20 protein-coding genes are annotated in these 25,286 nt (G+C 50.5%); 8 read left to right on the forward strand and 12 right to left on the reverse strand.

Annotation, left to right across the window (positions count from 1 at the left end):
- Positions 1-267: 267 nt before the first annotated feature.
- From CWE14_RS04845 to CWE14_RS04860, 4 genes are all read right to left on the reverse strand, one after another.
- Entirely contained in the window at positions 268-1,719 is a 1,452-nt protein-coding gene (locus tag CWE14_RS04845; protein ID WP_126798366.1) for an aldehyde dehydrogenase family protein, read from the reverse strand.
- 118 nt (positions 1,720-1,837) lie between these two features.
- Positions 1,838-2,917: an MBL fold metallo-hydrolase gene (locus CWE14_RS04850; RefSeq protein ID WP_126798367.1), complete on the reverse strand. Its 1,080-nt coding sequence runs from the start codon at positions 2,915-2,917 to the stop codon at positions 1,838-1,840.
- Positions 2,918-2,988: 71 nt separating this feature from the next.
- The gene (locus tag CWE14_RS04855; RefSeq protein ID WP_126798368.1) at positions 2,989-4,092 is read right to left on the reverse strand and encodes an NAD(P)-dependent alcohol dehydrogenase; all 1,104 of its coding nucleotides are present in this window, start codon (positions 4,090-4,092) and stop codon (positions 2,989-2,991) included.
- 229 nt (positions 4,093-4,321) lie between these two features.
- A complete protein-coding gene (locus CWE14_RS04860) occupies positions 4,322-6,013 on the reverse strand; it encodes an MFS transporter (RefSeq protein WP_198676535.1) in 1,692 nt (563 codons plus the stop codon).
- Between the two features lie 205 nt (positions 6,014-6,218).
- Between CWE14_RS04860 and CWE14_RS04865 the strand changes: the two genes are divergently transcribed.
- Positions 6,219-7,073 (forward strand): pirin family protein, encoded by an 855-nt coding sequence (locus tag CWE14_RS04865; RefSeq protein WP_126798369.1) that lies wholly within the window; start codon positions 6,219-6,221, stop codon positions 7,071-7,073.
- A 22-nt stretch (positions 7,074-7,095) separates the two neighbouring features.
- Here the strand turns inward: CWE14_RS04865 and CWE14_RS04870 are convergent, their stop codons facing one another.
- The 3 genes from CWE14_RS04870 to ycaC form a co-directional block, all read right to left on the reverse strand.
- Entirely contained in the window at positions 7,096-8,523 is a 1,428-nt protein-coding gene (locus CWE14_RS04870; protein ID WP_198676545.1) for an aldehyde dehydrogenase family protein, read from the reverse strand.
- Between the two features lie 68 nt (positions 8,524-8,591).
- Positions 8,592-10,238, reverse strand: coding sequence for an acetolactate synthase large subunit (locus tag CWE14_RS04875; protein WP_126798371.1), 1,647 nt, complete (start codon positions 10,236-10,238; stop codon positions 8,592-8,594).
- 73 nt (positions 10,239-10,311) lie between these two features.
- The gene (gene ycaC, locus CWE14_RS04880) at positions 10,312-10,938 is read right to left on the reverse strand and encodes an isochorismate family cysteine hydrolase YcaC (RefSeq protein WP_126798372.1); all 627 of its coding nucleotides are present in this window, start codon (positions 10,936-10,938) and stop codon (positions 10,312-10,314) included.
- Positions 10,939-11,593: 655 nt separating this feature from the next.
- Between ycaC and CWE14_RS04885 the strand changes: the two genes are divergently transcribed.
- Positions 11,594-12,229 carry an FMN-dependent NADH-azoreductase gene (locus CWE14_RS04885; protein WP_126798373.1) on the forward strand — a complete coding sequence of 212 codons (636 nt, stop codon included), beginning with the start codon at positions 11,594-11,596 and terminating at the stop codon, positions 12,227-12,229.
- 93 nt (positions 12,230-12,322) lie between these two features.
- The gene (locus tag CWE14_RS04890) at positions 12,323-14,116 is read left to right on the forward strand and encodes a monovalent cation:proton antiporter-2 (CPA2) family protein (protein WP_126798374.1); all 1,794 of its coding nucleotides are present in this window, start codon (positions 12,323-12,325) and stop codon (positions 14,114-14,116) included.
- Positions 14,117-14,248: 132 nt separating this feature from the next.
- On the opposite strand, the gene CWE14_RS04895 is transcribed toward CWE14_RS04890, so the two are convergent.
- The 3 genes from CWE14_RS04895 to CWE14_RS04905 all read right to left on the reverse strand — a co-directional run bounded on the left by CWE14_RS04895 (position 14,249) and on the right by CWE14_RS04905 (position 17,406).
- Positions 14,249-14,899 (reverse strand): MipA/OmpV family protein, encoded by a 651-nt coding sequence (locus CWE14_RS04895; RefSeq protein WP_241972326.1) that lies wholly within the window; start codon positions 14,897-14,899, stop codon positions 14,249-14,251.
- 164 nt (positions 14,900-15,063) lie between these two features.
- Positions 15,064-15,684 carry a response regulator transcription factor gene (locus CWE14_RS04900; RefSeq protein ID WP_126798376.1) on the reverse strand — a complete coding sequence of 207 codons (621 nt, stop codon included), beginning with the start codon at positions 15,682-15,684 and terminating at the stop codon, positions 15,064-15,066.
- A 27-nt stretch (positions 15,685-15,711) separates the two neighbouring features.
- Positions 15,712-17,406 carry an ATP-binding protein gene (locus tag CWE14_RS04905; protein ID WP_126798377.1) on the reverse strand — a complete coding sequence of 565 codons (1,695 nt, stop codon included), beginning with the start codon at positions 17,404-17,406 and terminating at the stop codon, positions 15,712-15,714.
- Positions 17,407-17,788: 382 nt separating this feature from the next.
- On the opposite strand from CWE14_RS04905, the gene CWE14_RS04910 reads away from it, so the two are divergent.
- Entirely contained in the window at positions 17,789-18,688 is a 900-nt protein-coding gene (locus CWE14_RS04910) for a helix-turn-helix domain-containing protein (protein WP_126798378.1), read from the forward strand.
- Positions 18,689-18,993: 305 nt separating this feature from the next.
- The gene (locus CWE14_RS04915) at positions 18,994-19,887 is read left to right on the forward strand and encodes a helix-turn-helix domain-containing protein (protein ID WP_126798379.1); all 894 of its coding nucleotides are present in this window, start codon (positions 18,994-18,996) and stop codon (positions 19,885-19,887) included.
- A 120-nt stretch (positions 19,888-20,007) separates the two neighbouring features.
- Here the strand turns inward: CWE14_RS04915 and CWE14_RS04920 are convergent, their stop codons facing one another.
- Complete coding sequence (locus tag CWE14_RS04920; RefSeq protein ID WP_126798380.1) at positions 20,008-20,388, reverse strand: response regulator transcription factor; 381 nt, start codon at positions 20,386-20,388, stop codon at positions 20,008-20,010.
- 375 nt (positions 20,389-20,763) lie between these two features.
- Entirely contained in the window at positions 20,764-21,468 is a 705-nt protein-coding gene (locus tag CWE14_RS04925) for a hypothetical protein (protein WP_157981778.1), read from the reverse strand.
- 241 nt (positions 21,469-21,709) lie between these two features.
- Between CWE14_RS04925 and CWE14_RS04930 the strand changes: the two genes are divergently transcribed.
- The 3 genes from CWE14_RS04930 to CWE14_RS04940 all read left to right on the forward strand — a co-directional run bounded on the left by CWE14_RS04930 (position 21,710) and on the right by CWE14_RS04940 (position 25,163).
- Positions 21,710-22,615: a LysR family transcriptional regulator gene (locus CWE14_RS04930; RefSeq protein WP_126798382.1), complete on the forward strand. Its 906-nt coding sequence runs from the start codon at positions 21,710-21,712 to the stop codon at positions 22,613-22,615.
- A gap of 83 nt (positions 22,616-22,698) precedes the next feature.
- A complete protein-coding gene (gene wrbA / locus CWE14_RS04935) occupies positions 22,699-23,295 on the forward strand; it encodes an NAD(P)H:quinone oxidoreductase (RefSeq protein WP_126798383.1) in 597 nt (198 codons plus the stop codon).
- Positions 23,296-23,471: 176 nt separating this feature from the next.
- Positions 23,472-25,163 carry an esterase/lipase family protein gene (locus CWE14_RS04940; protein ID WP_126798384.1) on the forward strand — a complete coding sequence of 564 codons (1,692 nt, stop codon included), beginning with the start codon at positions 23,472-23,474 and terminating at the stop codon, positions 25,161-25,163.
- Positions 25,164-25,286 lie beyond the last annotated feature (123 nt).

The raw sequence follows: 25,286 nt of genomic DNA on the forward strand, positions 1-25,286 counted from the left end.
AACGGGCAACGCTGCATTGAACGGACAATGCAATTCATGAGCTGCTTTGCCATCGACGAAATTTACATGTTTCTGGACGAGGTGCATAAATTTTAGAAGTGTGCACCGTCCGAATGAAATTCGGGCGGCGCAAAAGTCAGCTGCGGATAAACGCCAGCACATCCCTGTTGAACTGATCGGCATCAACCTGCGCCAACCCATGTGAGCGGTTGCCGACTGTGTCGAGCCCCTCAACCTTCCGCCTCAGTGCACTGACACTGCCGGGTATCAGGCCAGACCAGGACTTAATGCTATGTGCTTGTACTCGATAAAGTCATCAAGCGCGGCGTGTCCGTTGAGCCTGCCCAGGCCCGATAGTTTGAACCCTCCCTCTTCTGTGTCGTCATACACCTTTGCCCAATCGTTGACGAAGACGCTGCCCGCCTCCAGAGCTCCAGCGACGCGCAGCGCGCGGTTTATATCGCGCGTCCAGACGCTGGCTGACAATCCGTAGTCGCTGTCGTTCGCCAGTTCGATGGCTTCAGCCTCGTTCGAGAAACGATGGATAGTGAGAACGGGCCCGAAGGTCTCTTCCTGCACGATCGCCAGACTGTTGTCGGTGATTTCGAGCATAGTGGGGCGGAAGAATGCCCCTTTTGCTAGTGGACCGTCCGTGACAGGACCTCCGCGGACAATCACGTTGGCCCCGGCGTCGATCGCGTCTTGGACGACCTTGTCGACCCGCCCGACATTCGCTTTGTCGATCAGTGGGCCCATGTCACTCGATGGATCAGAAGCCGGACCCACACACACCGCGCGTAGCCGCTCGGCAAGCTGATCCCGGACAGTGTCGTACAACGCGTCCTGAACGAGTAGCCGCGAACCCGTCATGCAGAATTGACCAGCGAAAACAGTTAGTGCCTTCTCAAGCACTGGCAGCATGGATGGTACTTCAGCGTCATCAAACACGATCATCGGTGCCTTGCCGCCCAGTTCGAGTCCGAGCCGTTTCATCCGCGCCGCGCCAATGGCGCCAATTGCGGCGCCAGTCTGCGTGCTTCCGGTGAAGCTGATCGTTGGCACGTCCGGGCTTTCTACCAAGAGCGAGGCGCCGTCTGATCCACTTTCCGCGAATATGTTGATGACACCGTCCGGGAGGTCATTTACCTCGGCGAGGATCTCTGCCAGCACGGCTGCAGTCTGTGCGACCTGGCCTGGCATCTTCATAACCACTGAGCATCCTGCAGCCAGGGCTGGCGCGAACGACCGAACTCCAAGGATGATCGGCGAGTTCCAGGGCACGATAACGCCAGCTACTCCCATGGGCTGGCGCAAGACAATCGACAGGCTACCCGGTCGTGGCTGCGTGGAGCGGCCCGCTTCCGTGCGCGCCATCGCGGCCCAGTAGCGCAACTTGCCGGGGGAGCCTTCTACTTCCATTGCAGCTTCGCCCCGAACCTTACCGTTCTCGAGCGCCAGGATGTCGATCAGCCGCTCTCGGTTCCTTTCTATCGCCTCGGCCATCTGGTCCAGAACCCTGGCGCGAAGTATTGTGTCGTGTGCCCAGCCTGTGCCACGAAAAGCGCGGGAAGCGGCGGTGATGGCGGCAGCGGCAGCTGCGCCGCCGTCATCGGAGTAGTCTCCAATGGATTCATAGGTCGCTGGGTTGATGGAATTGCTGCGCTTCAACGAAGAGACGAAGCTGCCATCGATCCAGTTCTTGGCAGAATAGATAGTCATTATTGGTTATTCCTGATTTTGTATAGTAAGACGCAATGCGATAGCGCCTCAACAGTGAGGCGCTATCCTTATGCTGCGGTTAGCGCTATCATCCTATCCCGCCCGCGCGAGGTGGAGCTTAGGCTTGAAACGGTGGTGGATTCTCGCCGCGCAACCGGTAGTTGGGGTTCGGCCGCTCGATGCGGATCGATTCCATCACGGTATAGGCGTGATACTTTGTCATCGTAGTCACACCTGCCAGACGCTCAGACCAGAGCTTGCCATTGCTGGTCTTTTTTTCGAGTACGTACTTGGTCGTGTAGTTAACCATCGAGTTGATCCAGTTTTCGGTACCGACCCAGAAGCGGTCAAGACCTGGCTTCAGAACAATGTCCATCAGCCGGTCGGATCGCGCGTAAATATCTACGGCCGCCTGCGCACCTTCGAGAATGTCAGCGAAATACTCGATGGACTCCTTGACCAGTTCGGGCGTTCCGTACTTCATATGGTGACCGGCGACGAGAAAGTCGAAATCGTATTCCATGATCTGGTGTTGAGCCTCGTACCAAGCGGTGATGTTCTGCGAGGCATCGCAGTGCATAAAGGTGGCGCTGCCAGGGCTGACGATATCGATGCAGGTCAGCACCTTCTGAGCCGGTGCGTAAATAAAGATGTTGCCGGGGCAGTGATTTTCGCCCTTGTAAGACAGCTCCAGGGTCACGCCGCCTAGCGTCAGCGTATACTCTTTCGAAAAAGTGATCGTCGGCAGCGGCCGATCTGGATCAGGAAAGCGCTCCAGCAGTTCTTTGGTGATCTCGTGGGCGACAATCTCGACATCCGGTCCGTAGACTGAGGCGGCACCGATATGGTCACTATGCCAGTGACTGTAGATCACATGTGTCACCGGCTTGTCGGTGACCTCTTCGATCGCGGCCAGCATGTTTTCGCCAAGCGTTGGCGGGGCATCGATCGCGATCACGCCTTCGTCTGTCACCACGAACGCCGCATCATAGCCGCCGCTGGTTACCCAGTAAAAACCGTCGCGCAGTTCCTCACAGTGATAGCCGAGCCTTTGGAAGCGCTCGCCCCAGAAGTACGCTGGGTAGTATTCAGCTGGATCGAGCGGATGCTCGCCCGCCTCTGGGAAACCGTAACGGTCGATGCCGAAAAAGTCAGGCGTATCCGATGCCGTAATCGGCTTTTGATGGTTGTCGCACATAGTTTGTTTCCTTTCTCTGTTAAATATTGCGTTTGTTAGTGTTGAGAGCTGAGCAATAACTCCGTCAGTGGTCAGAAGCGCAGTACTGCCTTGATGACTCGGCCTGCAGCAACGTCGTCGAATGCCTGGTTGATGTCCGAGAAATCGTAGAAGGTGATGAATTGGTCAAACGGGAATCGACCGCTGCGATAGAGTCCGATCAGCTGGGGAATCATCAGCGCAGATAAGGCATCGCCTTGAATAATGCCTTGGAGCGTCTGCCCGACAGCCAGGCGCGACGCGTCGACCATTGCCTCCGAATGAGCACTAAAAGCAACGAAGCCGAAATGCCCTAGCGGTGCTAGTGCGCCAATCCCGGCGTCCAGGTTTGACGCCCGCCCGCTGGTATCGAGCACGAATTCAACGCCCCGTTGCTCAATCTGTCGAATGGCGACGGAGACATCCACCCCACGAGCTGCGTTAATGACATGCGTTGCACCAAGCTCCTTGGCAAGCGCCAGTCTTTCCTCATTCACATCAATGGCAATGATGGTAGCGGCATCAGCGACCTTGGCGCCCATGATCGCGGCAAGACCGACCGCGCCGACTCCGAAGATAGCAATAGTGGCGCCGACCGGTACTTTCATCGCTTTCAGAATTGCACCAGCCCCGGTTTGCAAGCCACAGCCAAGCGGTCCAAGGATTTCCAGTGGAATGTCACTTGGCACCTTGACGGTGTTGCGTTGATGGGCAAGTGCATAAGTGGCGAACGAGGACTGGCCAAAGAAATGGGCATGGAGATCGTCCGCGTCTTGCGCCTTAACACCTATGGAACCATCCAGTCTGGCGCCAGCAAAGTTGGCCTCTAAGACCTTGTCGCAATAGGCCGGGTGGGAGGATAGACAAGGCTTGCAATGCCCGCATGAATTGTAGGACAGCACGACATGGTCGCCGGGTTTCAGGTGGGTCACCGTTGAACCGACGCGTTCAACAATGCCCGCACCCTCGTGACCCAAAATTGCTGGCAATGGGGTAGGCAACAGCTGATGCCGGACATGTGCGTCGGTCGCGCAAATTCCTGTCGCAACCATCCGTACAAGTACCTCGTCCGGACGGGGGTCTTCAATGCTGACATCATGCATGACGAAGGGGTCATCCTTACGTTCGATCACGGCTGCTCGTGCTTTAGTAGTCATAAATTGTCCCGCGCGTCTGGTAATCAGGTGAATGTTTAGATGCTTTTGAGCTGCTCATGGCGGTCTCCGTTGGAAAGTGAAAAGGGCTTGCAGGCAATGTCTGCGCACCTCTTATCTAAGGGTAGAGACTCCTAAGGGTTAGACTAGCTAGTACAGAAAGAACTTAGAGTTGCTAATGTGGCAACACTCACGCGTTAACTTGCCAGATGAAATTGCCTTCATCCGGGCGTCAGACCGGCAGGTACCAGGCAGCTACAACCAGCACAGCACCAAGCAATGCAATGGCGGTAAATGTAATCGCCATTGCGATACCAGGGCGTGGTGGTCGCCAATGACTGTCAGCTGGCAGGGCAATAGGAGTGTTTGCCGGGCCCGTTAGAAAAATCGGGTCTGTTTTGTTTTGGGACCGCAGTTCTGCCAGCTTCCGCCGGATCCGCAGGGTCAGTAGGAATGCGAGGTAGATTGTCGTGCACCCGGCAATAACGGCTACCAGCCGCGACGTCTCCAACATTGCGTCCAATGTGGTTCCGCCCACCGCCCGGCTCCAGTCATGGTGACTTCCCAGCAGCGCCGGACCCGCGAGCGCGCCAAGTGCGTTGACGATCCCGAACAGAACGATGAAGCTGATAAGCTCCCTGTTGCCGTGTCGCAGTGCGTTGATGATACCCAGTAGTAATGCGGGTCCCAGAAAGAAGGTCCCGGCAAAAGCGATAGCGGCCTGAGTTATGTAGAAGCGCTGCAGATGATGTGGGCCACCCGACACGCTTTCGACAAGAGCGGCAAGGGAGATGATTCCTACAGATAGCATTATGGGCCTGGCAAGCTTCTCGACATTCACTGTGAGGGCGCTACTGAGAACCCCAGCGATGGCTCCGCCCAACATAGCCATCGATAGTGTGGTAAGTTGCTGCGCTGTGCCGCCCAATTCCCTCACTACACCGATCGCGAATGCCTGCTCTGCCAACACGATCCGCGCCATAAATATTGCTACGGCGAAGCGCGCAACGTCGCCACGGCCAAGCCAACGAAGGTTCAACAGGGGCGTCTGGCGGAACGTCTCAATCGCACCTGCTATTAGCAACGCCGGTATGGCGATGAAAAGCGACGTGACTATCCATGTAGCCTGAAACCACCCCTCCCATCGGCCCAGGCCCAGCACAGCGGCAATCAGTGCCAGGCCGCTGCCCATCAGAACGAAAGTTAATAGGTCGAGCGGCTGGAAAACGCGAACTCGCTCTGCCGGCGGCAGGCGGAGCATCCCCAATGCCGCAAGTGAAAGTAATGCGAGTCCCGCCTCAAGTAGAAACAATGAGCGCCATCCTTCGCTGGCAAGTAACGATGGCGACAGGACGTGGGCTAAAGGTATGGCGCATTGCGTCACTCCGATGCCAAGTACCAGACCCCGCATACGCCATCTTGCAGGAAAAGCCTGCATCATGTTGAATAGACAAAGCGGTATCAGTGCTACGGCGACGAATCCGCTGATTGCGCGTACCAACAACGTTGCCTCAAAGCCCGGCGCGAACACTAGTATCAACGCCAGGACGGCATGCAGACTTAGGAATGCCAGAGTGAAGCGACGCAGGCCATATTGCTGTCGAACCTTGATCAACAGTAAGTTAGCCGAGACAGCGGTCATTACATAACAGGTCGATAGCCACGCCACTTGATATGCGCTTAGGTTCATTATTTGTTGCAATTGAAGCGTGTTGACACTCACCAGCGCGTTACTTAAACCTACAGTAATCCCAACCAGTACTGCGACAAAGGCGTAGGCCAATCGAGTAGCGGGCCCATGTGTCGGCGTTGCGGGCGACCCGGGTACGGGAGAACGCTCATGCTCGGGGAACTCTGTGACTTCCTCATTCAGGTGGTCGCGGATCTTTGTCGTATTCAGAAAGTTAAGGATCTTATTTATCAAGAGCTACTCACGTTGGCTATCGAGGTGATATGACATCAGGCAAGTATAAACGGCCGGCCGCCAACCTCGGGATTGTGCATTGAGCAACACTGTGTTTCCGAATACGCATCTAGACTCGGTCAGGTAGGTCCGTAATTCTAGGCTAGAATGTAAAGGCGCTGTCAATTCATGACGAGCCGCCCATAACTGGATAAGGACTTGCCCAATGCTTGAAAGATCAATTGAACGTGTCACCCGGATACCCGCGCTGGGTCCGGGGTTCGACGGAGAAAGACATAAGGCCGCTTTGGTGATAGCACCTGATAATCTACCCGCAACTGACCCGTTTTTCCTTATGGCCGATGACAACATCACGCAGGGTGGAAGGTTTGGCGCGGCGCACCCCCATGCCGGTCTCGAAACAGTGACCTTCATGCTCAATGGCTCGATGGAAGATACCGGTGGGCGGTTGGAGGAGGGCGATGTCGAATGGATGACTGCTGGCAGCGGCATCGTCCATTCTGAGAACGCGACGGTCTCCACCGGAATGCGTTTGTTCCAGCTTTGGCTGATCCTGCCAGAGGCGCAACGCAACATGCCACCCCGAGTGCAAATCCTACGCCGCACTGAGATGCCGGAGCATACTGAGCCTGGCGTCCAGGCGACAGTCTACAGCGGCAAGTTAGGTAACGCGGCGGCACCGACGAAGAATGCTGTGCCGGTGACGTTGGTTGACATCCGGCTGGAGTCCGGAGCTAACTTCGCATCGCATTTGCCTGCTACCTACAACGCATTTGTGGTGGGAATTGAAGGTGAAGTAGAGGTTGGTGCCACTGCCGAGAAACTAGCTAAGAATAGCGTGGGCTGGATGGGCCCCATGGGCGATGGCGACAGTCTGCTTAAATTGCAGGCGGGGGATAAAGGCGCTCGGCTACTACTCTACGCTGGTCAGCCGCAGAACATTTCGGTGGTTGCAAAGGGACCGTTTATTGCGGGGTCTCAAGAAGAACTGGCCGGCTACTATGCCGCGTATCGTCAAGGAAAGTTCCCTCATGCCGGCAAGATGCGGTCTGACGATTAATCAAGTGTCTACGATGTCCAGTTTATGCCCGTCGGATAACCAGATTGCGGATTTCGGTCATGTCTTCCATGGCGAAACGCACGCCTTCACGGCCCAGCCCCGAATCTTTGACTCCGCCATAGGGCATGTTGTCAACGCGGTAGCTGGGCACGTCGTTGATCACCACGCCGCCAACATCGAGATGGTCCCAGGCGTCGAGCACCTTGAACAGGTCGCGGGTGAATATACCTGCCTGCAAGCCGAATTTGGAGGCGTTGACCTCGGCGAGAGCAGCATTAAAATCAGTGAAACTTGATAGCAAAGCGATCGGGCCGAACGCCTCTTCAGTGACGATTCTGGTATCGGCAGGAACGTCTTCGAGCAGAGTAGCATCGAGCATCGCGCCGTCGCGGCTGCCACCGCAGAGCAGAGTGGCGCCAGCGGCGACCGCCTCGTTGACCCAGGTTTCGAGCCGCATTGCTTCTTTGGCGTGGATCATCGGACCAATGAATGTATCGCGCAGCTTAGGATCGCCTGCCACCAGCGATTTGGTCCTGGCGACTAGCATGTCGCGGAAGCGGTCGTAGACATCGGCATGTATGATGATGCGCTGCACCCCGATACAGCTCTGCCCAGACTGGTAGAAGGCGCCGAAAATGACGCGTTCGAGCGCATCGTCGAGATCAGCATCAGCGTCGACGATTACCGCAGCATTGCCGCCCAGCTCAAGCACCACCTTCTTCTTGCCGCAGCGCGCCTTGAGGTCCCAGCCGACATCGGGCGACCCGGTAAACGAGAGCAGTTTGAGTCGCTCGTCGGTGGTAAACAGGTCGGCCCCATCGCGGCTGGCGGGCAGGATTGAGAATGCGCCCTTGGGCAGGTCGGTCTCGGCAAGCACTTCGCCGATGATGATCGCGCCCAAGGGGGTGCGACTCGCCGGTTTCATCACGAACGGACAGCCCACCGCAAGCGCCGGGGCGATCTTGTGCGCGGCCAGGTTGAGGGGGAAGTTGAACGGCGAGATAAACGAGCACGGTCCAATGGGCACGCGCTTCCAGATGCCCTGGTAGCCCCTGGAGCGCGCCGAAATGTCGAGCGGCTGGACCTCGCCGGTCATCCGTACCGACTCTTCGGCGGCGATGCGGAAGGTGTCGATCAGCCGGCCAACTTCACCTTCGCTATCTTTGATCGGCTTGCCTGCCTCGACACACAGCGCGTACGCGAGCTCATCGAAGCGCTCGGTGAAACGGGTGACACAATGGGTAAGCACCGCTTGGCGCTCGTAGCTCGCCATCTGCGCCATCGGTTGTGCCGCTTCGACCGCTCCTTTGATCGCCGCATCGATCGTCGCCATATCGGCCTGCGCGACGCGAAACGCGACCTCGCCGGTAAACTTGTCGGTCACAGCAAGATCGGTATTCGGTTGCTGCGCCACGTTGTTGAGATAGAGCGGATAGACGGACTTGAGCATGGTCATTGGAAACTCCCGGTGTACGTGCTTTTCCCCCGACGCCGGGGGCCGTGGAAAAGGGACAACGATTACAATGCCTTTGATAGCATCTTGATGTCGATGTTGAGAATCTGGTCATTCTCCGAATAATCAACCGGGCAGTCGATCAGATGGACGCCCGGCGTGTCGCAGGTAAGCGTGAGCAACTGCTTGAGATGCTCGGCGCTTTCGGCGCGATGGCCGAAAGCGCCGTAGCTTTCCGCATACTTAACAAAATCGGGGTTGTTATAGGTCAGTCCCCAGTCTTTGAAGCCCATGTTTGTTTGCTTCCAGCGGATCATTCCATAGCTGTTGTCATTCAAGATCAGCACGGTAATGTTGAGCTTTAAGCGAACGGCGGTTTCCATTTCCTGACTGTTCATCATGAAGCCGCCATCGCCGCAAATCGCCATCACCTTACGCTCAGGATAGACCATCGCCGACGCCATGGCCGAGGGCAGGCCAGCGCCCATAGTGGCGAGCGCATTATCGAGCAGCACGGTGTTGGGGCGGTAAGCCGGATAGTCGCGCGCGAACCAGATCTTGTACACTCCATTGTCGAGGCAGATGATGCCGTCTTCGGGCATTGCCGCGCGAACCTGTTCGACCAGAAAGGGCGGGAAGATGGGGAAGCGTGCATCGCCCGAGATTGACGCGGTGTGCGTAACCTGACCTTTACGCGCCGCCAGCATCGTGTCGAACGTCCAGCCCCCATTGGGAACGATGTCCTGTTTGATCTGCCAGATCGCGTTGGCGATGTCGCCGATAACCTCGATCTGCGGGAAATAGACCGGGTCGACCTCGGCGGTTTTTGACGAGATGTGGATCACCTGCGTGCCGCCGGCCTGCATGAAGAACGGCGGCTTCTCTATCACGTCATGGCCGATATTGACGATAAGGTCGGCGGCCTCTACCGCGCGGTGAACAAAGTCGCCCGCCGACAGGGCCGCGCAACCGACAAATCTGGGGTGACGTTCGTCGATCACGCCCTTCCCAAGCTGAGTGGTAAGGAACGGAATGCCAGTCTTCTCGATGAGCTGGAGCAGCATCCGGCTGGTCATGGTGCGGTTGGCGCCTGCGCCGATCACCAGGATTGGCGACTTGGCCTTTTCGAGCGCATGCACCGCAGCGCGGACCGACTTCATATCGGCATTGGGCCGCCGAGTGTGGCTGCGCTTGAGCGGCACCGATTCGGTCTGCTCGGCAGCAATATCTTCGGGAAACTCGATATGCGTTGCGCCGGGCTTTTCCTCTTCGGCGAGCCGGAAGGCCTCGCGCACACGGCTGGGGATGTTGTCAGCGCTGGCGAGCTGGTGGGTGAACTTGGTCAGCGGCTGCATCATGTCGACCACATTCAGGATCTGGAAGCGACCTTGCTTAGACTTCTTGATCGGCTTTTGCCCGGTGACCATCAGGATCGGCATGCCACCAAGCTGGGCATAGGCCGCGGCAGTGACCAGATTAGTAGCGCCCGGTCCCAGCGTCGCCATGCATACGCCGGTCTTGCCGGTATGTCGGCCATAGGTGGCGGCCATGAAGCCTGCGCCCTGCTCATGCCGGGTAAGAATCAGCTGGATCTTGGTCGAGCGGCTGAGGCTGTCGAGCATGTCGAGATTCTCCTCGCCGGGAACCCCGAAAATATACTCTACCCCCTCTTCCTCCAGACATTGGATGAACAGATCAGATGCCTTGCTCATGTTGAGATTCCTCTATACTGGAGTGCTAAGTACTTTCGCACCGGCATAACCTGGATAAGTACCCTCAATATCTTTACTTTTCTGGTTGGAAAGTGGTGTAGCTGTTGATTAAGTTTCGGTAATCTGGAATATGGTTAGAAAAAAGATTGCCTAAACCCTCAATATCATTTCGCCAGTCACGGTGAAGCTCACACGCCAAGCCAAACCAACTCATCAATTGGGCACCAGCCGCAGACATACGATCCCAAGCTGCATCACGAGTGATTGCATTGAACGTTCCCGATGCATCAGTAACGATGAAAACATCAAAATCTTCTTCAAGTGCAGAAAGTGCAGGAAACGCTACACAAACTTCAGTTACAACACCTGCGATGATGAGTTGCTTCTTCCCTGTTGCTTTAACTGCCTTAACAAATTCCTCATTATCCCAAGCATTGATTTGTCCTGGACGTGCAATATAGGGTGAATCAGGAAACATTTCTTTTAACTCGGGAACTAATGGACCATTTGGTCCTTGCTCAAAACTGGTTGTTAGTATAGTTGGTAGCTCGAAATACTTTGCGCAATCAGCTAGAGCTAAGACATTGTTCTTGAATTTATCTGGATCAATATCGCGTACCAGAGATAAAAGGCCTGCTTGGTGGTCTACCAAGAGTACGGCTGCGTTATTTTTGTCTAAACGAGTATATGGTTTACTCATTCTATTTCCCCTAAAAAGAATAGTGCTTGATGCACATTCAACACTTAGGTGTATTCCTAGGTGTGTTCCGAGTTGCCAAACTTTCCTGTCGGAAAGTCATGTAATAGCTTGCTTTACTTCTGCCTCGCTATTCATGACTAAAAAGGTCCATACCCGATAGCAGTAAGTTTATGCCAGCCCCCCCCAAACACCATTGACAAAAAACGAATCAATATTTCGTTTTCCTTGAGCGACTCAATACCGTGGCTGTATATGGGTTGTCATTATCTGACCCGAAATCGGAAGCTTGACGATCTCTCGCCAGCACAATGCTGGAAACTCTGACTTTTGCGGGGAGGTGTGTCAGACCAGGTCGGGTCTGATGTAGATAAATGGATACTATCTGAATGTATACTACCGCCATCACTATTTGGGATGGCATTCTCTTCTTGTCCAGGGGTGAGTGTCGTCGTCGACACTCGTTTATCGGTAAATCACCCTTCCTCAAAATATCAGAGGTATCATCATGACTTCTGGTCGACATGACCTTGTTGCTATTCGTGGTCGCATCAGCGGCCGGGCAGAGGTGCCGAACATTGGGGCTATTGCAGAACGAAGTATCGGTAAATGCACGACTTAATGCTATTTCAATAGGTGATTCAAAGGAGCAACGCTCATGAGTAAAATCCTGGTTATAAACAGCAGCTTGTCAGGTGGCACATCGGTGTCACGAACTTTGGCGGAGGACGCTGTACAGCGGTTACTGGAAGTAGCCCCCAACGCCGAGATTATCTATCGTGATGTTGGAGATGCAGCCATACCGCATCTGACATCCTCCACCGTTGCCGGCATCAGAGCAGTTGCTGAAACACAAGCCGAATTGGCAGCACAAGCCCTTTCGGACGAGCTGATTGCTGAATTAAAGGCCGCTGATGTCGTTGTGATTGGCGCGCCGATGTACAACTTCAGTATACCGTCGACGCTACGGGCTTGGTTTGACCATGTGCTCCGGCCGCGGGTTACTTTTGCCTATAAGGACGGTTCTGTGCAGGGGCTACTGCAAAACAAACGTGTCATAGTCATCGAATCGCGGGGCGGGATCTATTCTGAAGGGCCTACTAAAGCAATGGATTTCCAGGAACCCTATCTGAAGACGTTGTTGGGCTTTATCGGTATAACCGATATCAGCTTTGTGCATGCCGAAAAAGTTGGTTCCGGAGCCGAATCGCGCGAAAAAGCACTAATGACTGCAAAATCTCAGCTTGCGAACATGATTACCCCCGACTTTATGGGCGTACTCCATAGTTCATAAGCTAAAGAACAGGACCACATTGTTGATGAACAGTGCTATGCCGGAGAGACACCATGATTGAAACAATTATAAAGCAACACCATCGGAGGTCTGATGACAGACGCATCTGGTTTTAGCCTGGTACAGGCTGTGGTCTTATTGGGGGCTGCTACCGTTGCTGTACCACTGTTCAGGCGTTTTGGATTAGGCTCCGTGCTTGGCTACCTTGCGGCCGGTCTTGCAGTAGGTCCTTTCGGCTTGGGATTGATTAGCAACCCTGAAACGCTTTTGCACACCGCGGAGTTAGGCGTTGTCATGTTCCTGTTCATCATTGGCCTGGAGATGCGGCCATCCAAGTTGTGGACGCTGCGACGGCAGATATTCGGGCTCGGCGTAGCGCAAGTCGCCACCTGCGGTATCTTGCTGACGCTGGTCGCGATGGCGGCGGGGGTTTCATTTCCCGTTGCCGTGGTCGGGGCTATGGGCTTTGTACTGTCATCAACCGCGGTCATTATGCAACTGCTGCAAGAGGAGGGCGAAACTGCGTCTCCTGAAGGACAGCGCTCAATTTCCATCCTGCTACTGGAGGACCTGGCGATTGTACCTTTATTGGCACTGGTTGCACTGTGGGGCACATTAGCCAACTCGGCAGACGCGAATACCGCGCCGGTATGGCAATCCGCTGCTATCGCCGTTGCGGGATTGACGACATTGTTGGTAGCCGGACATTGGCTGCTTGACCCGTTTTTCCGCATCATCGCCCGCACCGGAGCACGAGAAGTACTCACTGCTGCTGCATTGCTGGTAGTCTTGGGGTCAGCCGTGCTCTTGGAAAGTGTAGGTTTATCGATGGCGATGGGGGCTTTCATCGCAGGCGTGCTGCTTGCTGAATCTAACTTCCGGCATCAGTTGGAGGCGGATATCGAGCCGTTTCGCGGCATCTTGCTAGGTTTATTTTTTCTGAGCGTAGGCATGTCGCTAAACCTACAGATTGTTGCCAATGAATGGCGCATAGTATTAGGTGGCGTCATCGTCTTTATGGCAGTGAAGGGGCTTGGCATTTATGTTATCGCACGTTTAACACGCTCCACACATGCTATTGCAATGAAAAGGACGGCGTTGTTTGCTCAAGGCGGCGAGTTTGCTTTTGTCCTTTATGCAGCCGCGACAGCAGCGGGCATATTCGATGAGCGCGCATCCGCTATTATGAGCGCGATTGTGATTATTTCGATGGCGTTCACGCCCATTATACTGCTCGCTCAGGCGAAAATGCACCGGGGGGGCGCTATTACGGATTTTCATGGCATCGATGAGGCTGACGGCCTACGTGGACAGGTGCTCTTTATCGGTTTTGGCCGATTCGCTCAGGTAGCTAGCCAGGCGTTGCTGGCGCGCCGTGTCGAACTCTCAGTGATCGAGAGCAACGTAGATATGATCCGATCGGCCGCTAACTTCGGGTTCAAGGTTCATTATGGAGATGGTACGCGTCTCGATGTGTTACGTGCATCGGGTGCAGAAACAGCCGAAGCTATAGTGGTGTGCGTTGATACCCCTGAGTCTGCGAACCGAATTGTGGAGCTGTGCCAGTCAGCTTTTCCAATGACTAAACTTTATGTTCGTTCATACGATCGTGGCCATTCACTGCAGCTAATCAAAGCGGGGGTGGAGTTTCAGATCCGCGAGACCTTTGAATCTGCATTGGTGTTCAGTCAGGCTGTGCTGACGGGATTGGGCTTTGGTGAGGAGCAGGCAAAAGATGCTATTAATGAAGTGCGTCACCGTGACTCAAAGCGGGTGGAGCTGGAGCTGGTTGGTGGCTTGAGAGAGGGGCGTCAGTTGTTTCATGGCAATTTGGAGAAACCGGAACCCAGGCCTTTTTTTAAACCGCGAGCCAAGAAGGAGGAGTAGAAGCGCCTACTGTCCGGTTTCGGTGGTGCAATTTTTTGACGAACACAGGTCTCTGCCATTGTGATGTCGCGACCAGAGACGGCCTACAACTGTAGGCCGTGCACCAGATAGTGCAGGCTCTACGTCGTTAACTCAGAAAAATGTCGACCAGGATAGAAAAGCTGACAACCCTTTATCGCGGTCGGTTAGCGGACTATCGCTGATATTGCTCTCGTACCAATGGTGCTCTATACCAAGCCTGGTCCAACCGCCAAAAAATATTGGCGTGCTAAGAGAGAAGCCGGCGTTGTAGTTAACTGCGCTGCCGGGCTGGTAAAACGAGCGTTGAGCTGTCGCTTCGTCCGGGCGTACACCGTAATAGTAATTAACCAGCTTGCTGTCGGAATAACTGATACCAAACGTAGGTTCAATCATTACCACCCCGGCAATGTAACTGTAACCTACGGTCAGTTCCGACTCCCTGCCGTTGGAATTACCTAATAGGTCAAACACTGTATCGGCTTCCAGCCGCCAGCCTTTGTGACGTAATTGCATACTAATGCCGCCATCCAGTGAATCTTTGCGTTTAGCCATGCCGTTAAACACACTACTGTCAGACTCGTCAAAGCCGGCAAACCGTGGTGTCAACTTAGCGCTGAAACTGATGTTGTCTAGCGCCAGCAGTTGATAACTGATAAAAGGGCCGGAAATGGATAACTTTTCGCCGTGATAGCCCAGTATGGGTACAGGTATCGTGCGGTTGCTATAGCCGCGGTAGATCTCCTGATTTACTCCTATACCCATACCGTATAAAAAGCCTTTAGGAGCAGTTTGCTGTGCCGATACCGTAGTACTACATAATGTAGCTACAGATAACACCGCAGCAGAAGAATAACGACAAACGCGCATCTGAGAACCTTATTTAGTTAATCTTAGAATATGATATTAAAGAGTGAATAACCTGAAACTCAGATCCCTCTGGCCTGGGCTATATGTAAGCGTTCAGTAATCCGCACCAGATCGGTAATCGTTTTGGTACGCATTTTGTTCATAATATGCTTTTTATGAACCTTGATGGTTATTTCACTGACAGCTAGCTCCGCCGCGATTTGTTTGATCATCAAACCACCAATAATAAATTTTAGTACTTGTTGTTCCCGGGGGGTTAGCAAGTTATAACGCGCTGTAAACTCGCACTGCTCAATACGATGCTGTAGGTTAGCCCGATCTGATTCTAACGCCTCATCAACTGCAGCTAATAATGCTTCAGGAGACACAGGTTTGGTTAAAAATTCTCTGGCGCCTGACTTCATCGCTTGCACACTCATAGGAATAGAGCCGTACCCTGTTATAAAAATAACCGGCATATTCACGTCAGTGCTGGCTAGCTTTTCAATAATTTCCATCCCTGTTATGTCCGGCATTTGCATATCCAGCAACAAGCACGCCGGAGTTTCTGGCATGGGATTATTGAAAAAATCTTTGCCTGATGCAAAATCACGAACTGTATAGCACGCTGACTGTAGTAGCCTGACCAACGCAGCGCGCACCGGATCTTCGTCTTCCACTATTATCACCATGCCGTTCATTTACTTTCTCCATTTAAGCTTTGTGTTTTATTTTTTCGCTATAGGTATAGAGAATGAAAATACGCTACCTACAGGTTGACGTGCCGCTGCAGATAATTTGCCACCGTGCATATTAATAATAGAATGGCAAATTGCCAGGCCTATGCCCATGCCGTCTTTTTTAGTAGTATAAAAAGCATCAAACAAATGGTCCTTTATTTGATTACTGATGCCAGGCCCTGTGTCTTCAATCTTGATAAAAATAACCTGATCCTTTTCTGTAAAAGTAGATATGATCAATTCTCTTGATTTGTTACTTACTTCACTCATAGCTTCTATCGCATTCATTACTAAGTTCAATATCACCTGTTGTAATTGCACCATATCACCGCGAATATGTGACAACTTTGAGTCCAGGTTTAGTATTAGTGATACATGGCGTCGTTCCATTTCCCGACGAGCGATGGACAAACTAAATTTCAGCACATCATGTATATCCAGAACACTTAGCACTACTTTCGTGTTTTTAGTCAAAGTTCGCAGGCTTTCCACAACTTGTCCTGCCCTTTGTCCTTCGGTTGCTATAGCTTGCAAACTGGCGCTGACTTGTTGCAAGTCAGGAACGGGTCGGTGCAGCCAGCGCAACCCAGCTCCAGCATTGGCGACAATAGACATTAAAGGCTGATTAATTTCATGAGCAATAGACGAGCTTAACTGCCCTACAGTGGTAATCCGTGAAACCCGGGCTAGCTCCTCTTGTGCGGCACGTAGCGCATTCTCTGCGGCGCGCTGCGCAGTCACATCATTTACCGTTCCAACATAGTCAATGTGTTTGCCAGTGCTGAATACCGGACATCCTTGCCCCGTTAGGTACAAAACACTACCGTCTGCTTTAAGAAAACGGTACTCCACATTGATGGCTGTTCCCGTCTGTATAGAGTGGTTAATTTGATCCAACACAGCATCTTTGTCATCTGGATGAATACAAGCAGCGAATTCAGTAAACAAGATAGAGCGGCGCTGAGGATCTAAACCAAAGATATGACAAAACTCTTTGGAGCAAACTAAAGTGTTCTTATGTAGATCCCAGCGCCAGCTGCCTGTTCTGCTTATTTTCTCACCTAAAGCTAACGATTTATCGGCCAGCCGCAATGCGCGCTCTAGCTGCCGGTGCTGTAGGCTCACCTCATCGATACGACGCTGTAAGCAGGCGGCTTCTATCGCTGCAGCCGCGTGTGTAGCCAAAAAAGTGAGTACACTAAGGTAACTCTCACTAAACGATTCCTCTTTTGAGTTGAGTTCCATGTAAAATAAAGCAATTAACTTATTTTGTTTAATCATTGGCAGGCAAAGAGCAGTGAAACCGGAAAAGCGTTGAAAATAAGGGTCGAGATCATAAGGTGTGCTTTGCTGACCGATGTTCGCATACAGTAGTTTTTGTGTCTGTATAGCTGTATTTATCAGGGATTTTGGTAACTCATCCCAGTTCGCTTCACAACGGACAGGTTCGATCAAAACCCCTTCAGAGGCAGAGTGTGCTCTAGCTTCCAGTATCAGACTATCGCGTTGTGGTTTTAGTATCAGTACCCGCTTCGCACCAGTCTGTTCCACAATGATGGATAACAGGGTGTGTAATAACGTTGCATAATCCACTGCTTCAGCGATTGCTTTGGATGCCCTAAGCAGCTTAGATAACTGTTGGTTACTGACGTCGTCAGAAATCTGTAGTTTTTGGTGCTTCATGAGGTAATAATCTAATGTCCGCGGGAAAACAAAATTTCAAGTGGCCGGACGCCGACCAACAAAGTTTCAAAGGCTCGCGGAGATTCGTCCGAAATAAGCTAACTTTTATTACTATAGAGCGAGGCGAAAAATGGTGCGGTGCAGAAATTGCTGTCACCGTGCGGATCTTGCGCAAAGTCATTAGGAGCACAACGTTTGAGTGCGAACTTGGCTTGAATTAAAAAGGGCAATGCATAGGCAATAGACCTCCACCTATACGCCTATCATCTTGTCGTCCGGGGAATATATTCTAAAATAGTAGTAGGTGAACGCTTAGTATCGGATTGTTGGCCGGAAGGGCTGATTGAAAGGATGGCTAAGACATTCCATATGAGATAGACCAATGATTTTAAATGATGTTCGCTCTTTCACCCAATGGTACTGCGAGGGTCGGCAGGCATCATATTTGCGAGCGCGTAAAAGCCCGGGTGGCATTCTCGATTTGATCGAGATTGAGCGGCCAGCCGGTGATATGTCTCGCCCCGCGCTGCCAGAACTGGTTTTGTATCAGGATCAATTAGGTGGCGGTCGTGTTCGGGGTAATGCCGGAGGTGGTTGTTTTGAGACGTTGAGTGAGAAAGGCTCTCTCTATCTCGCCGCGCCAAACTTTGCCAATACGGTCATTGCCGGCACGAGGCATAAGCTACGTAGCTTATCTTTCCCCCTGGCTCACTGGCAGAATATACTTGACGAAGCTGGTGGTGGCTCGGTCGAAGACTTACGACTTTATAAAGGAGCATTTCATTCGCTCATCATCCAATCAACGCTACGAAAATTGTGGGCGTTGTCGGAAGAAGAGGGAGCGCCTTCGCAACTGTTGGCTCGGGCAGGCGGTTGCGAGATTCTTGCTGAGTTGTGCCGGTTGAGTGGGACTTCATTTACTGCGGCAAAGGGAGGCCTTGCTCCAGGAGTAAAGCGGCGTTGTCAGGAACTGATGCGCGCGCGATTATCGGAAGATATCAGCCTTGATGAGTTAGCTGCCGAAGCGCAGCTGTCACTTTTTCACTTCGCACGCATGTTCAAGCAAAGCGTTGGTGTCTCTCCTCGAGTTTACCTGACACAATTGCGGATAGAGAAAGCCTGCGAACTTCTCGCATTAACAGATCTTCCAGTCACGGATATAGCCACTAAAATTGGATACTCGTCCAACCAGGTACTTGCCCGGGTTTTCTTCAAATATCAGCATATGAGCCCTTCCGATTATCGCCGGGCAGTTCGTGTACGAACCTGCTTTAGCACTTAGCGCTGATTTATTGCAAGTAAGGAACAGGGCGTGTCCAGTGCTCCTGTAGAACAATCGTCATTCGAGATGTAAGGAAAACTCTGTTTTGCATGCACGTCGGTTATGCTAAAAGGGTTTATCGTTTCTCACTGTGTTGAAAAAATAAACGTTGTGCAGAGGTCATTGACCTTGTTCGACATTATTTTTTGTTAACTATTAAGCACTATGCAGCAAATCGAAATACTTTTTTCAGGCCAGGCTGGCATATGGTTGGGCGAGATACGTAACCAAAATTTTGTGATTTTCATTTTGCGGGAGGTATCACAGTGATCAAACCTACCCAGTTGTCTTTCACCCAATGGTACTGCGAGGGCGGACAAGCCTCTTATTTGCGGACGAGGAAATCCCCAGGTGGAATCCTTGAACTGATTGAAGTAGCTCGACCGGCCGGAGACATGTCCCGCCCTGGACTGCCAGAGATCGTCCTCTATGAGGACTTGCTTGGGGGGAGTCGTGTCAGTGGCAATTTAGGCGGGGGGCGCTTCGATTTGAAAAGCGAAAGAGGCGGACTCAACCTCGCTGCGCCAAATTTTTCTACTTCGGCTGTTATGGAAGAAAGCCATCAGCTTCGCAGCTTGGCGTTCCCTATGGAGAAATGGAAAAACTTGCTTGACGAAGCCTCAGATGGCAAGTTCTCATTCGACACTTCCTTTAGTTACGGTCGGCAGTTTGATTCGCCAGCTATTCGAGCATCGCTACGGCGACTATGGGCATTGTCTGACGAAGAGGGCGCTCCATCGCGTTTGTTAGCTCAAGCTGCGGGTTGTGAGATTCTTGCCGAGTTGTGTCGGATTAGTGGAGCACAATTTACTTTGGCAAAAGGCGGCCTTGCTCCGTGGGTAAAACGGCATTGTCAGGAACTTATGCGCGAGCGGTTGGCTGACGACATCAGCCTGGATGAGTTGGCCGCGGAGGCGCAGCTGTCACCTTATCATTTCGCACGCATGTTTAAACAAAGCTTTGGTGTACCACCACGGGTCTACCTGACGCAATTAAGGATGGAGAAAGCCTGCGAACTTCTCGCATTAACGGACCTTTCAATCACGGAAATAGCTTTGAAAGTTGGATATTCTTCTAGCCAGGTGCTGGCTCGGGTGTTTTTTAAATACCAGCATAAAAGTCCGTCTGCTTACCGTCGAGCAGTTCGTGATTCGCTTTAGCTTCTCTTCGAGTTCGACCGCTCCCCATGAGTACGCAAGAAGTGGCAGCAGAGGCTATCCGAACGCGCTAAAATTCATTACCCTTATTACCCAACGCCAACTATTGAGAGGTGATAGAGTTTAGACCTTCAGTGTTTCGTCGATAGTTCTCAGCAAAAGCTCCACATCCACAGGTTTTGGTAGAAATAGCACGGCCCCGCCACGAGCTATACGCAACTGGGTATTCAGATCTGCATTACCCGAGATAAACACAGTTGGAATATTTACATCGACAGCACTAAGCTGTTCAAACAACTCAATGCCACTTGCACCCTTTAGTTTCACGTCAAGCACCATAAAACTAATGTTAGATAAAATATCGCTTTGCAATACGGCTTCGGCTGATTCAAACAGCAGGGTCTTATAGCTCGCTGAACTTAATAAGTTGTTTAACGCTGCGCGGACAGACGGGTCATCGTCGACAATCGCAATCAGAGCTTCTGTACCATCAGGTTTCTGCATATGACTCCTATACCTTTAGGCGCGTATAGGCCCTTTTGAGTGCGGAGCCTTAAGTTAATTGCTGCAGCCATATAGCGCTGGCCGAATTATTACCTCAGGTGCTAGACATTGTCTTTGGGAATGGTGTCTGTTCTATTTTCTTTTCGCGACTAATATTATGCGGGAAGAAGTGTCTCTCTGGAAAACATTTTAAAATTCAACGTGTTATGCTGGTAAGTGGCCATCAGGCCGTTACCTTATTGGTCTTCATAAATTGTCAGAGCTACCCGCATAATAGAATTGCGCAGCGTCTTAAACCATTATCCGTTTGTATAGCTATACAAATTGACGACTCTTTCGCATGCTTATAGGCTCATATATGTAGCTTAGCTTCGGTTAATAAAATAGGTGGCGATATTGCTCAGAGCTAGGTAACGAGGTCTTTGATAACGCCGTTTTAATCCTTTCCAGATAATTCGACTCGTTCTTATTTACATAAAGTAAAATCGGTAGGCTATGCTCCGATAAAATCTCCGTATTTTTGAAAATACTATCTGCCTTGTTCTCATATATATAACGCGGGATGATAACGTAAGCTAACCTGTTTGCTTCTATCATCATATCCATCTGACGATAATCATTGACTTCAAATGGCGTAGCATCAACAGAACTTGCAATTTCTTTCTGGACATCAGCCCCTCTGAGGTAAGAAATTGTCCTGCCTTCCAATGAAACTTCCAATCCCATACTGACTAAGTAAAAGTCTCCAGAATACAGCTCAATAACATGTGCTTGTTTCATCAGTCGCTTATTCGTTAATGCAATGAGTATCGGGGATTGTCCTGTCTCGAACATGTTTAATGCCCTGGGATAGGGGAAGGCTTGAATAGTATCGGTTTCGTCATCAATCGCGTTAACGACGATTTGGGTATATTTAGTGTTAATGCATTCAACATTACCTGAGGGCTGGCACCCGAAAGGAGGCAGGTCTATAACCGCATATACTGTGTCTGCCGGGTAAGCCTTAGAAGGAGCGTAACAAATGATTATTAATACCAGAATGCTGATCAGAGCATTTGAATTATTGTGCATATTTCTCATTAGGTCTTCCGGTAATATCGTCTTCACAACGCTTGTATCGAGATAGTTCAGATGCCAGAAGGCACTCGTGGTTGTGAGTCGCTCTCAGTAGCAAGAAATTCTAAGAGAAACGACCTGAGACCGAAACTATGCTTATGTATAGGTCTCATTTTACTGAGTACTGGTTAGAATAATATTCGTAGAGATAACTTGTTAAGTAGACAGTGCGTAGGGCTATATCGGGTGGTTGAGGGCTAAAACTATGAACAAAGTAACACTCAAACAATGGCACATGTTCCAGGCAGTTGCAAAATATGGTGGTTTTGTTCAGGCCAGTGAAAAAGTGTTTAAGAGCCCATCTTCAGTGCATCACTCAGTAACTAAACTAGAGGAAATGCTAAACGTAAGTTTACTGAAGGTAGAAGGCCGAAAAACCCTGTTAACGTCGGATGGCAAGAAAATACTCTGCCTTGTAGAAAAGCTATTATCAGATGCTAATAACCTTGAATCTTACATTTCTGGACTGACGAATCTGCAAGACTCAAATATAAAAATAGCGGTTGATGAATTGTTTCCAATCGGGATCCTAAGAAGCGTGCTGCAATCAACGAGCAGCGAACTCTCGTTGAAACAGCTTGAGATCACTCAGGTATCAACAGCATCTTTTGACGATGAATATTATTCAGATGTCGTTCTATCAGTACTTAATTCGGCGGAGTCGGGATTCTCGGTAAAAAGCGTACTCAGCGTATGCTATGTGGCGGTTGTTGGCACAAAAAACTTAGCTTTTGATAGCACCAATGTCGTTTCGACGAATGCATTAAGGAAGCACACTGAGGTTAAGGTAGACCGGGAGGCTGCAACCCAATCGGGAGGTGCATCCGCCACTCATAATTGCTGGACAGTAGATAAATTGAGTTCAGCGATTGAGTTAGTGTGTGACGGTATCGGTTATGCCTGGTTGCCCTATCCTGACGTGCAGCACTTAATTGCTGAAGGTAAATTGCGCAAAATTGTCTTTTTCGATCAGCCAAACACCCGAGCAGTCGATTTTTATCTGAATGTAAGACAAGACTTTGGCTTAAAGCCAGGAGTTGAGAGAATAGTTCATCACTTCAGAAGTTTCGACTCAAGCCATAAATTGGAGCTGACGGCACGCTCTGTATAACGGACGCGATTTCAACTAGCGCGTTAATACCGCTAAATTTAATTTTTGAAAACATTGTTAGATAATAAAGAATGGGGGATTTTATGAAGCGTATACTAGTACTTTACTATTCATCATATGGGCATGTCGAAATAATGGCGAATGCCGTTGCTGAAGGAGCGCGAGAAGTATCTGGAGTTAGAGTAGATATAAAACGAGTTGCAGAACTTATGCCGCCTGAGGTTGCAAAATCTGCTGGTGTGAAGTTAGACCAAACAGCGGAAATTGCGGAACCGGCAGATCTGGAAGACTACGACGCAATTATTTTCGGCACACCCACTCGCTTTGGCAATATGGCGTCGCAGATGCGTAATTTCCTCGACCGAACTGGCGGTCTTTGGGCACAGGGCAAGCTTATTGGTAAAATTGGTAGTGTATTTACATCGACTGGCACAGGTGGAGGCAATGAAACCACCATTCAGACATTTCATATTTCACTGTTTCACCATGGCATGGTGATAGTCGGTCTACCATATAGCTGTGTTGAATTGGCGGATATAACAGAATTAAATGGCGGTTCGCCGCTTGGTGCTGCCTGTATCGCAGGTGCAGATGGTAAACGACAACCGTCAGAAAAAGAGCTTACCATGGCTCGCTTCCAAGGAAATCATGTCGCGAAAATTGCAGTGCAGTTAAATTAACCATAAGTGATAGGCATTCAATGCGGGTGACGGTTACACCAGTCTTGGTGTTTTAAGTGTGTACTATGTAAGTGACCGTCTATCATAACGATAAGCGGTCGCTTACATAATTATAAATTGTATAAGAGTCCGCTTCTATTAAGTTGAATATTCCCAGCTTCGGTGGATTATTCCCAATGTTTCGGTTTTTTTTGATTTCATCACTATTTTTGTTAAGTGCTTGCAGTTCACCAAGGTACATCGGAATCGACTCTTATGAGCTATTAACTAATAGCGAATTGGATCCTCAGTTTATAGAAAGGTTTACCATTATTACCTCAGTGGTTGATAATGAAATTCCGGTTTTATGCAGGCAATTGGCGGAGCAATCATTTCAGACATATTCAGCTTCGTTTTTAGTTTTTACATGTGCTAAACGTTGGCTCTCACTTGACCTAACAGATGAGCAAGCTGCTGAAGCCATTCTACTATTTAACCAATCATTAGAGCCTTTAGTTCGACTGGCTTTATCTGATACACATACCCAGCCCATAAATTTCAAAGTCAGAATTGATAGATCGTCTTATGATTACAAAGTCTTTGATAATATTAATTTTTCCTCAGACGTTCGATCTCTTGATGCATTTACAACGACTACGCCGAATGACACCTCTGTTGGTGTAGCTTTAGTAGGGCAACGAGCGAATAACGGTGAAAACTTAGATAAATTTTATCCGCAGGAGGGTGTTTTCAGGCCATTAGCCGCGATGCCACTGAGCCTGGACGTTAGCAACCCTAATCTGCCTGTACTAAATTTAGAACTTAAGCGACCCCACAATTCGTTTTGGAGAAGTGGCAGTAGACTTTATCCAGTAGTTAACGACTTGGCAACAAGCTACCTATTGCTAGCCGAAGCAGCGAAGATCGGAGAATACGAACTAACAGGTCTGTTTTTATCCGATCAGGTAGAAGACAAACTTGGTATTTATGCCATAGAGCAAATCGTACCGCATAAAATACCGATACTGATGATTCACGGCCTAAATTCAAGCCCGATGATTTGGCGCAGATTAAGTTGGGCGCTTTCCTCAGATCCCAAATTAGCAGAGCGATACCAGATTTGGCATGCATTTTATCCTTCCGGCCCCCCGCCATTTTATAGTGCCATGCTGCTAAAGAGTAAGTTGGCGGAACTTAAATCCGAACTTAATTTTCCAAGCGAATCTTTGGTCAATAATGAAATGTGGATCATCGGTCATAGTATGGGGGGAATTATAAGCCGACTCTTTGTGGTTAATAGTGGCATGCACTTGTGGGACAGGACTTTCAGTGTAGGGCCTGACGATCTTGGACTATATGAAGATGACGTCGAGGCATTTAAGGAGATTTTTCTTATAACTCCTGAGCGCAATGTTAAAGGAGTAGTATTTATCGAGACTCCCCATAAGGGAAGCGCCATTTCAGAGCGCTTTTTTGCAAGAGTAGCTAGTGCGATAATCAGACTTCCAATTAGTATGCGGGAACTATTCAGTTCAATCTGGAAAGGAGGTGTCGAAAAATTCGTTAAGCCCGAAATGAAACCTTATATGACAAGAACAGGGCCTGACAGCGTTAGAGTTCTTTCACCCCAACATCCACTTATACAAGAACTTAGTAAACTACATCCAGTGGTACCTTTTTTTTCTGTGGTTGGTAACAACAACCCAGCCACTTGCTCCGACGTTTTGAACTGTCCTGACATGACTGATGGTGTAGTCGAATACAGCAGTGCGCATATGAAGAATGCTCAACAAGAAGTTGTCGTTCACTCAGCCCATAATGCCTATCAATCACCCGAAGCAATAGAGTTTATCCTGGAAATTTTGGCGGGAAGTATATCGAATGATTAAAAGCGTGAGTTGATGCCATATATAATTATTCCAGAGCAGGATTAGCGAGTGCAGATTTCAGTTATCACCTTAAAAAAACCGCCCGCCAGGTAAGAATAGGGATGTGGAACTTTCCTGGCGGAC

This window comes from Aliidiomarina soli (genome assembly GCF_003986975.1).
GTDB classification, from domain to species: domain Bacteria; phylum Pseudomonadota; class Gammaproteobacteria; order Enterobacterales; family Alteromonadaceae; genus Aliidiomarina; species Aliidiomarina soli.

Excerpts from the sequence above, each read along its gene's own strand:
- CWE14_RS04850 (WP_126798367.1), bottom strand. The coding sequence starts at position 2,917 with ATGTGCGACAACCATCAAAAGCCGATTACGGCATCGGATACGCCTGAC.
- wrbA (WP_126798383.1), top strand. The coding sequence starts at position 22,699 with ATGAAGCGTATACTAGTACTTTACTATTCATCATATGGGCATGTCGAA.
- CWE14_RS04925 (WP_157981778.1), bottom strand. The coding sequence starts at position 21,468 with ATGAGAAATATGCACAATAATTCAAATGCTCTGATCAGCATTCTGGTA.
- CWE14_RS04900 (WP_126798376.1), bottom strand. The coding sequence starts at position 15,684 with ATGAACGGCATGGTGATAATAGTGGAAGACGAAGATCCGGTGCGCGCT.
- ycaC (WP_126798372.1), bottom strand. The coding sequence starts at position 10,938 with ATGAGTAAACCATATACTCGTTTAGACAAAAATAACGCAGCCGTACTC.
- CWE14_RS04905 (WP_126798377.1), bottom strand. The coding sequence starts at position 17,406 with ATGAAGCACCAAAAACTACAGATTTCTGACGACGTCAGTAACCAACAG.
- CWE14_RS04865 (WP_126798369.1), top strand. The coding sequence starts at position 6,219 with ATGCTTGAAAGATCAATTGAACGTGTCACCCGGATACCCGCGCTGGGT.
- CWE14_RS04875 (WP_126798371.1), bottom strand. The coding sequence starts at position 10,238 with ATGAGCAAGGCATCTGATCTGTTCATCCAATGTCTGGAGGAAGAGGGG.
- CWE14_RS04940 (WP_126798384.1), top strand. The coding sequence starts at position 23,472 with ATGTTTCGGTTTTTTTTGATTTCATCACTATTTTTGTTAAGTGCTTGC.
- CWE14_RS04890 (WP_126798374.1), top strand. The coding sequence starts at position 12,323 with ATGACAGACGCATCTGGTTTTAGCCTGGTACAGGCTGTGGTCTTATTG.
- CWE14_RS04855 (WP_126798368.1), bottom strand. The coding sequence starts at position 4,092 with ATGACTACTAAAGCACGAGCAGCCGTGATCGAACGTAAGGATGACCCC.
- CWE14_RS04885 (WP_126798373.1), top strand. The coding sequence starts at position 11,594 with ATGAGTAAAATCCTGGTTATAAACAGCAGCTTGTCAGGTGGCACATCG.
- CWE14_RS04930 (WP_126798382.1), top strand. The coding sequence starts at position 21,710 with ATGAACAAAGTAACACTCAAACAATGGCACATGTTCCAGGCAGTTGCA.
- CWE14_RS04845 (WP_126798366.1), bottom strand. The coding sequence starts at position 1,719 with ATGACTATCTATTCTGCCAAGAACTGGATCGATGGCAGCTTCGTCTCT.
- CWE14_RS04895 (WP_241972326.1), bottom strand. The coding sequence starts at position 14,899 with ATGGGTATAGGAGTAAATCAGGAGATCTACCGCGGCTATAGCAACCGC.
- CWE14_RS04910 (WP_126798378.1), top strand. The coding sequence starts at position 17,789 with ATGATTTTAAATGATGTTCGCTCTTTCACCCAATGGTACTGCGAGGGT.
- CWE14_RS04870 (WP_198676545.1), bottom strand. The coding sequence starts at position 8,523 with ATGCTCAAGTCCGTCTATCCGCTCTATCTCAACAACGTGGCGCAGCAA.
- CWE14_RS04920 (WP_126798380.1), bottom strand. The coding sequence starts at position 20,388 with ATGCAGAAACCTGATGGTACAGAAGCTCTGATTGCGATTGTCGACGAT.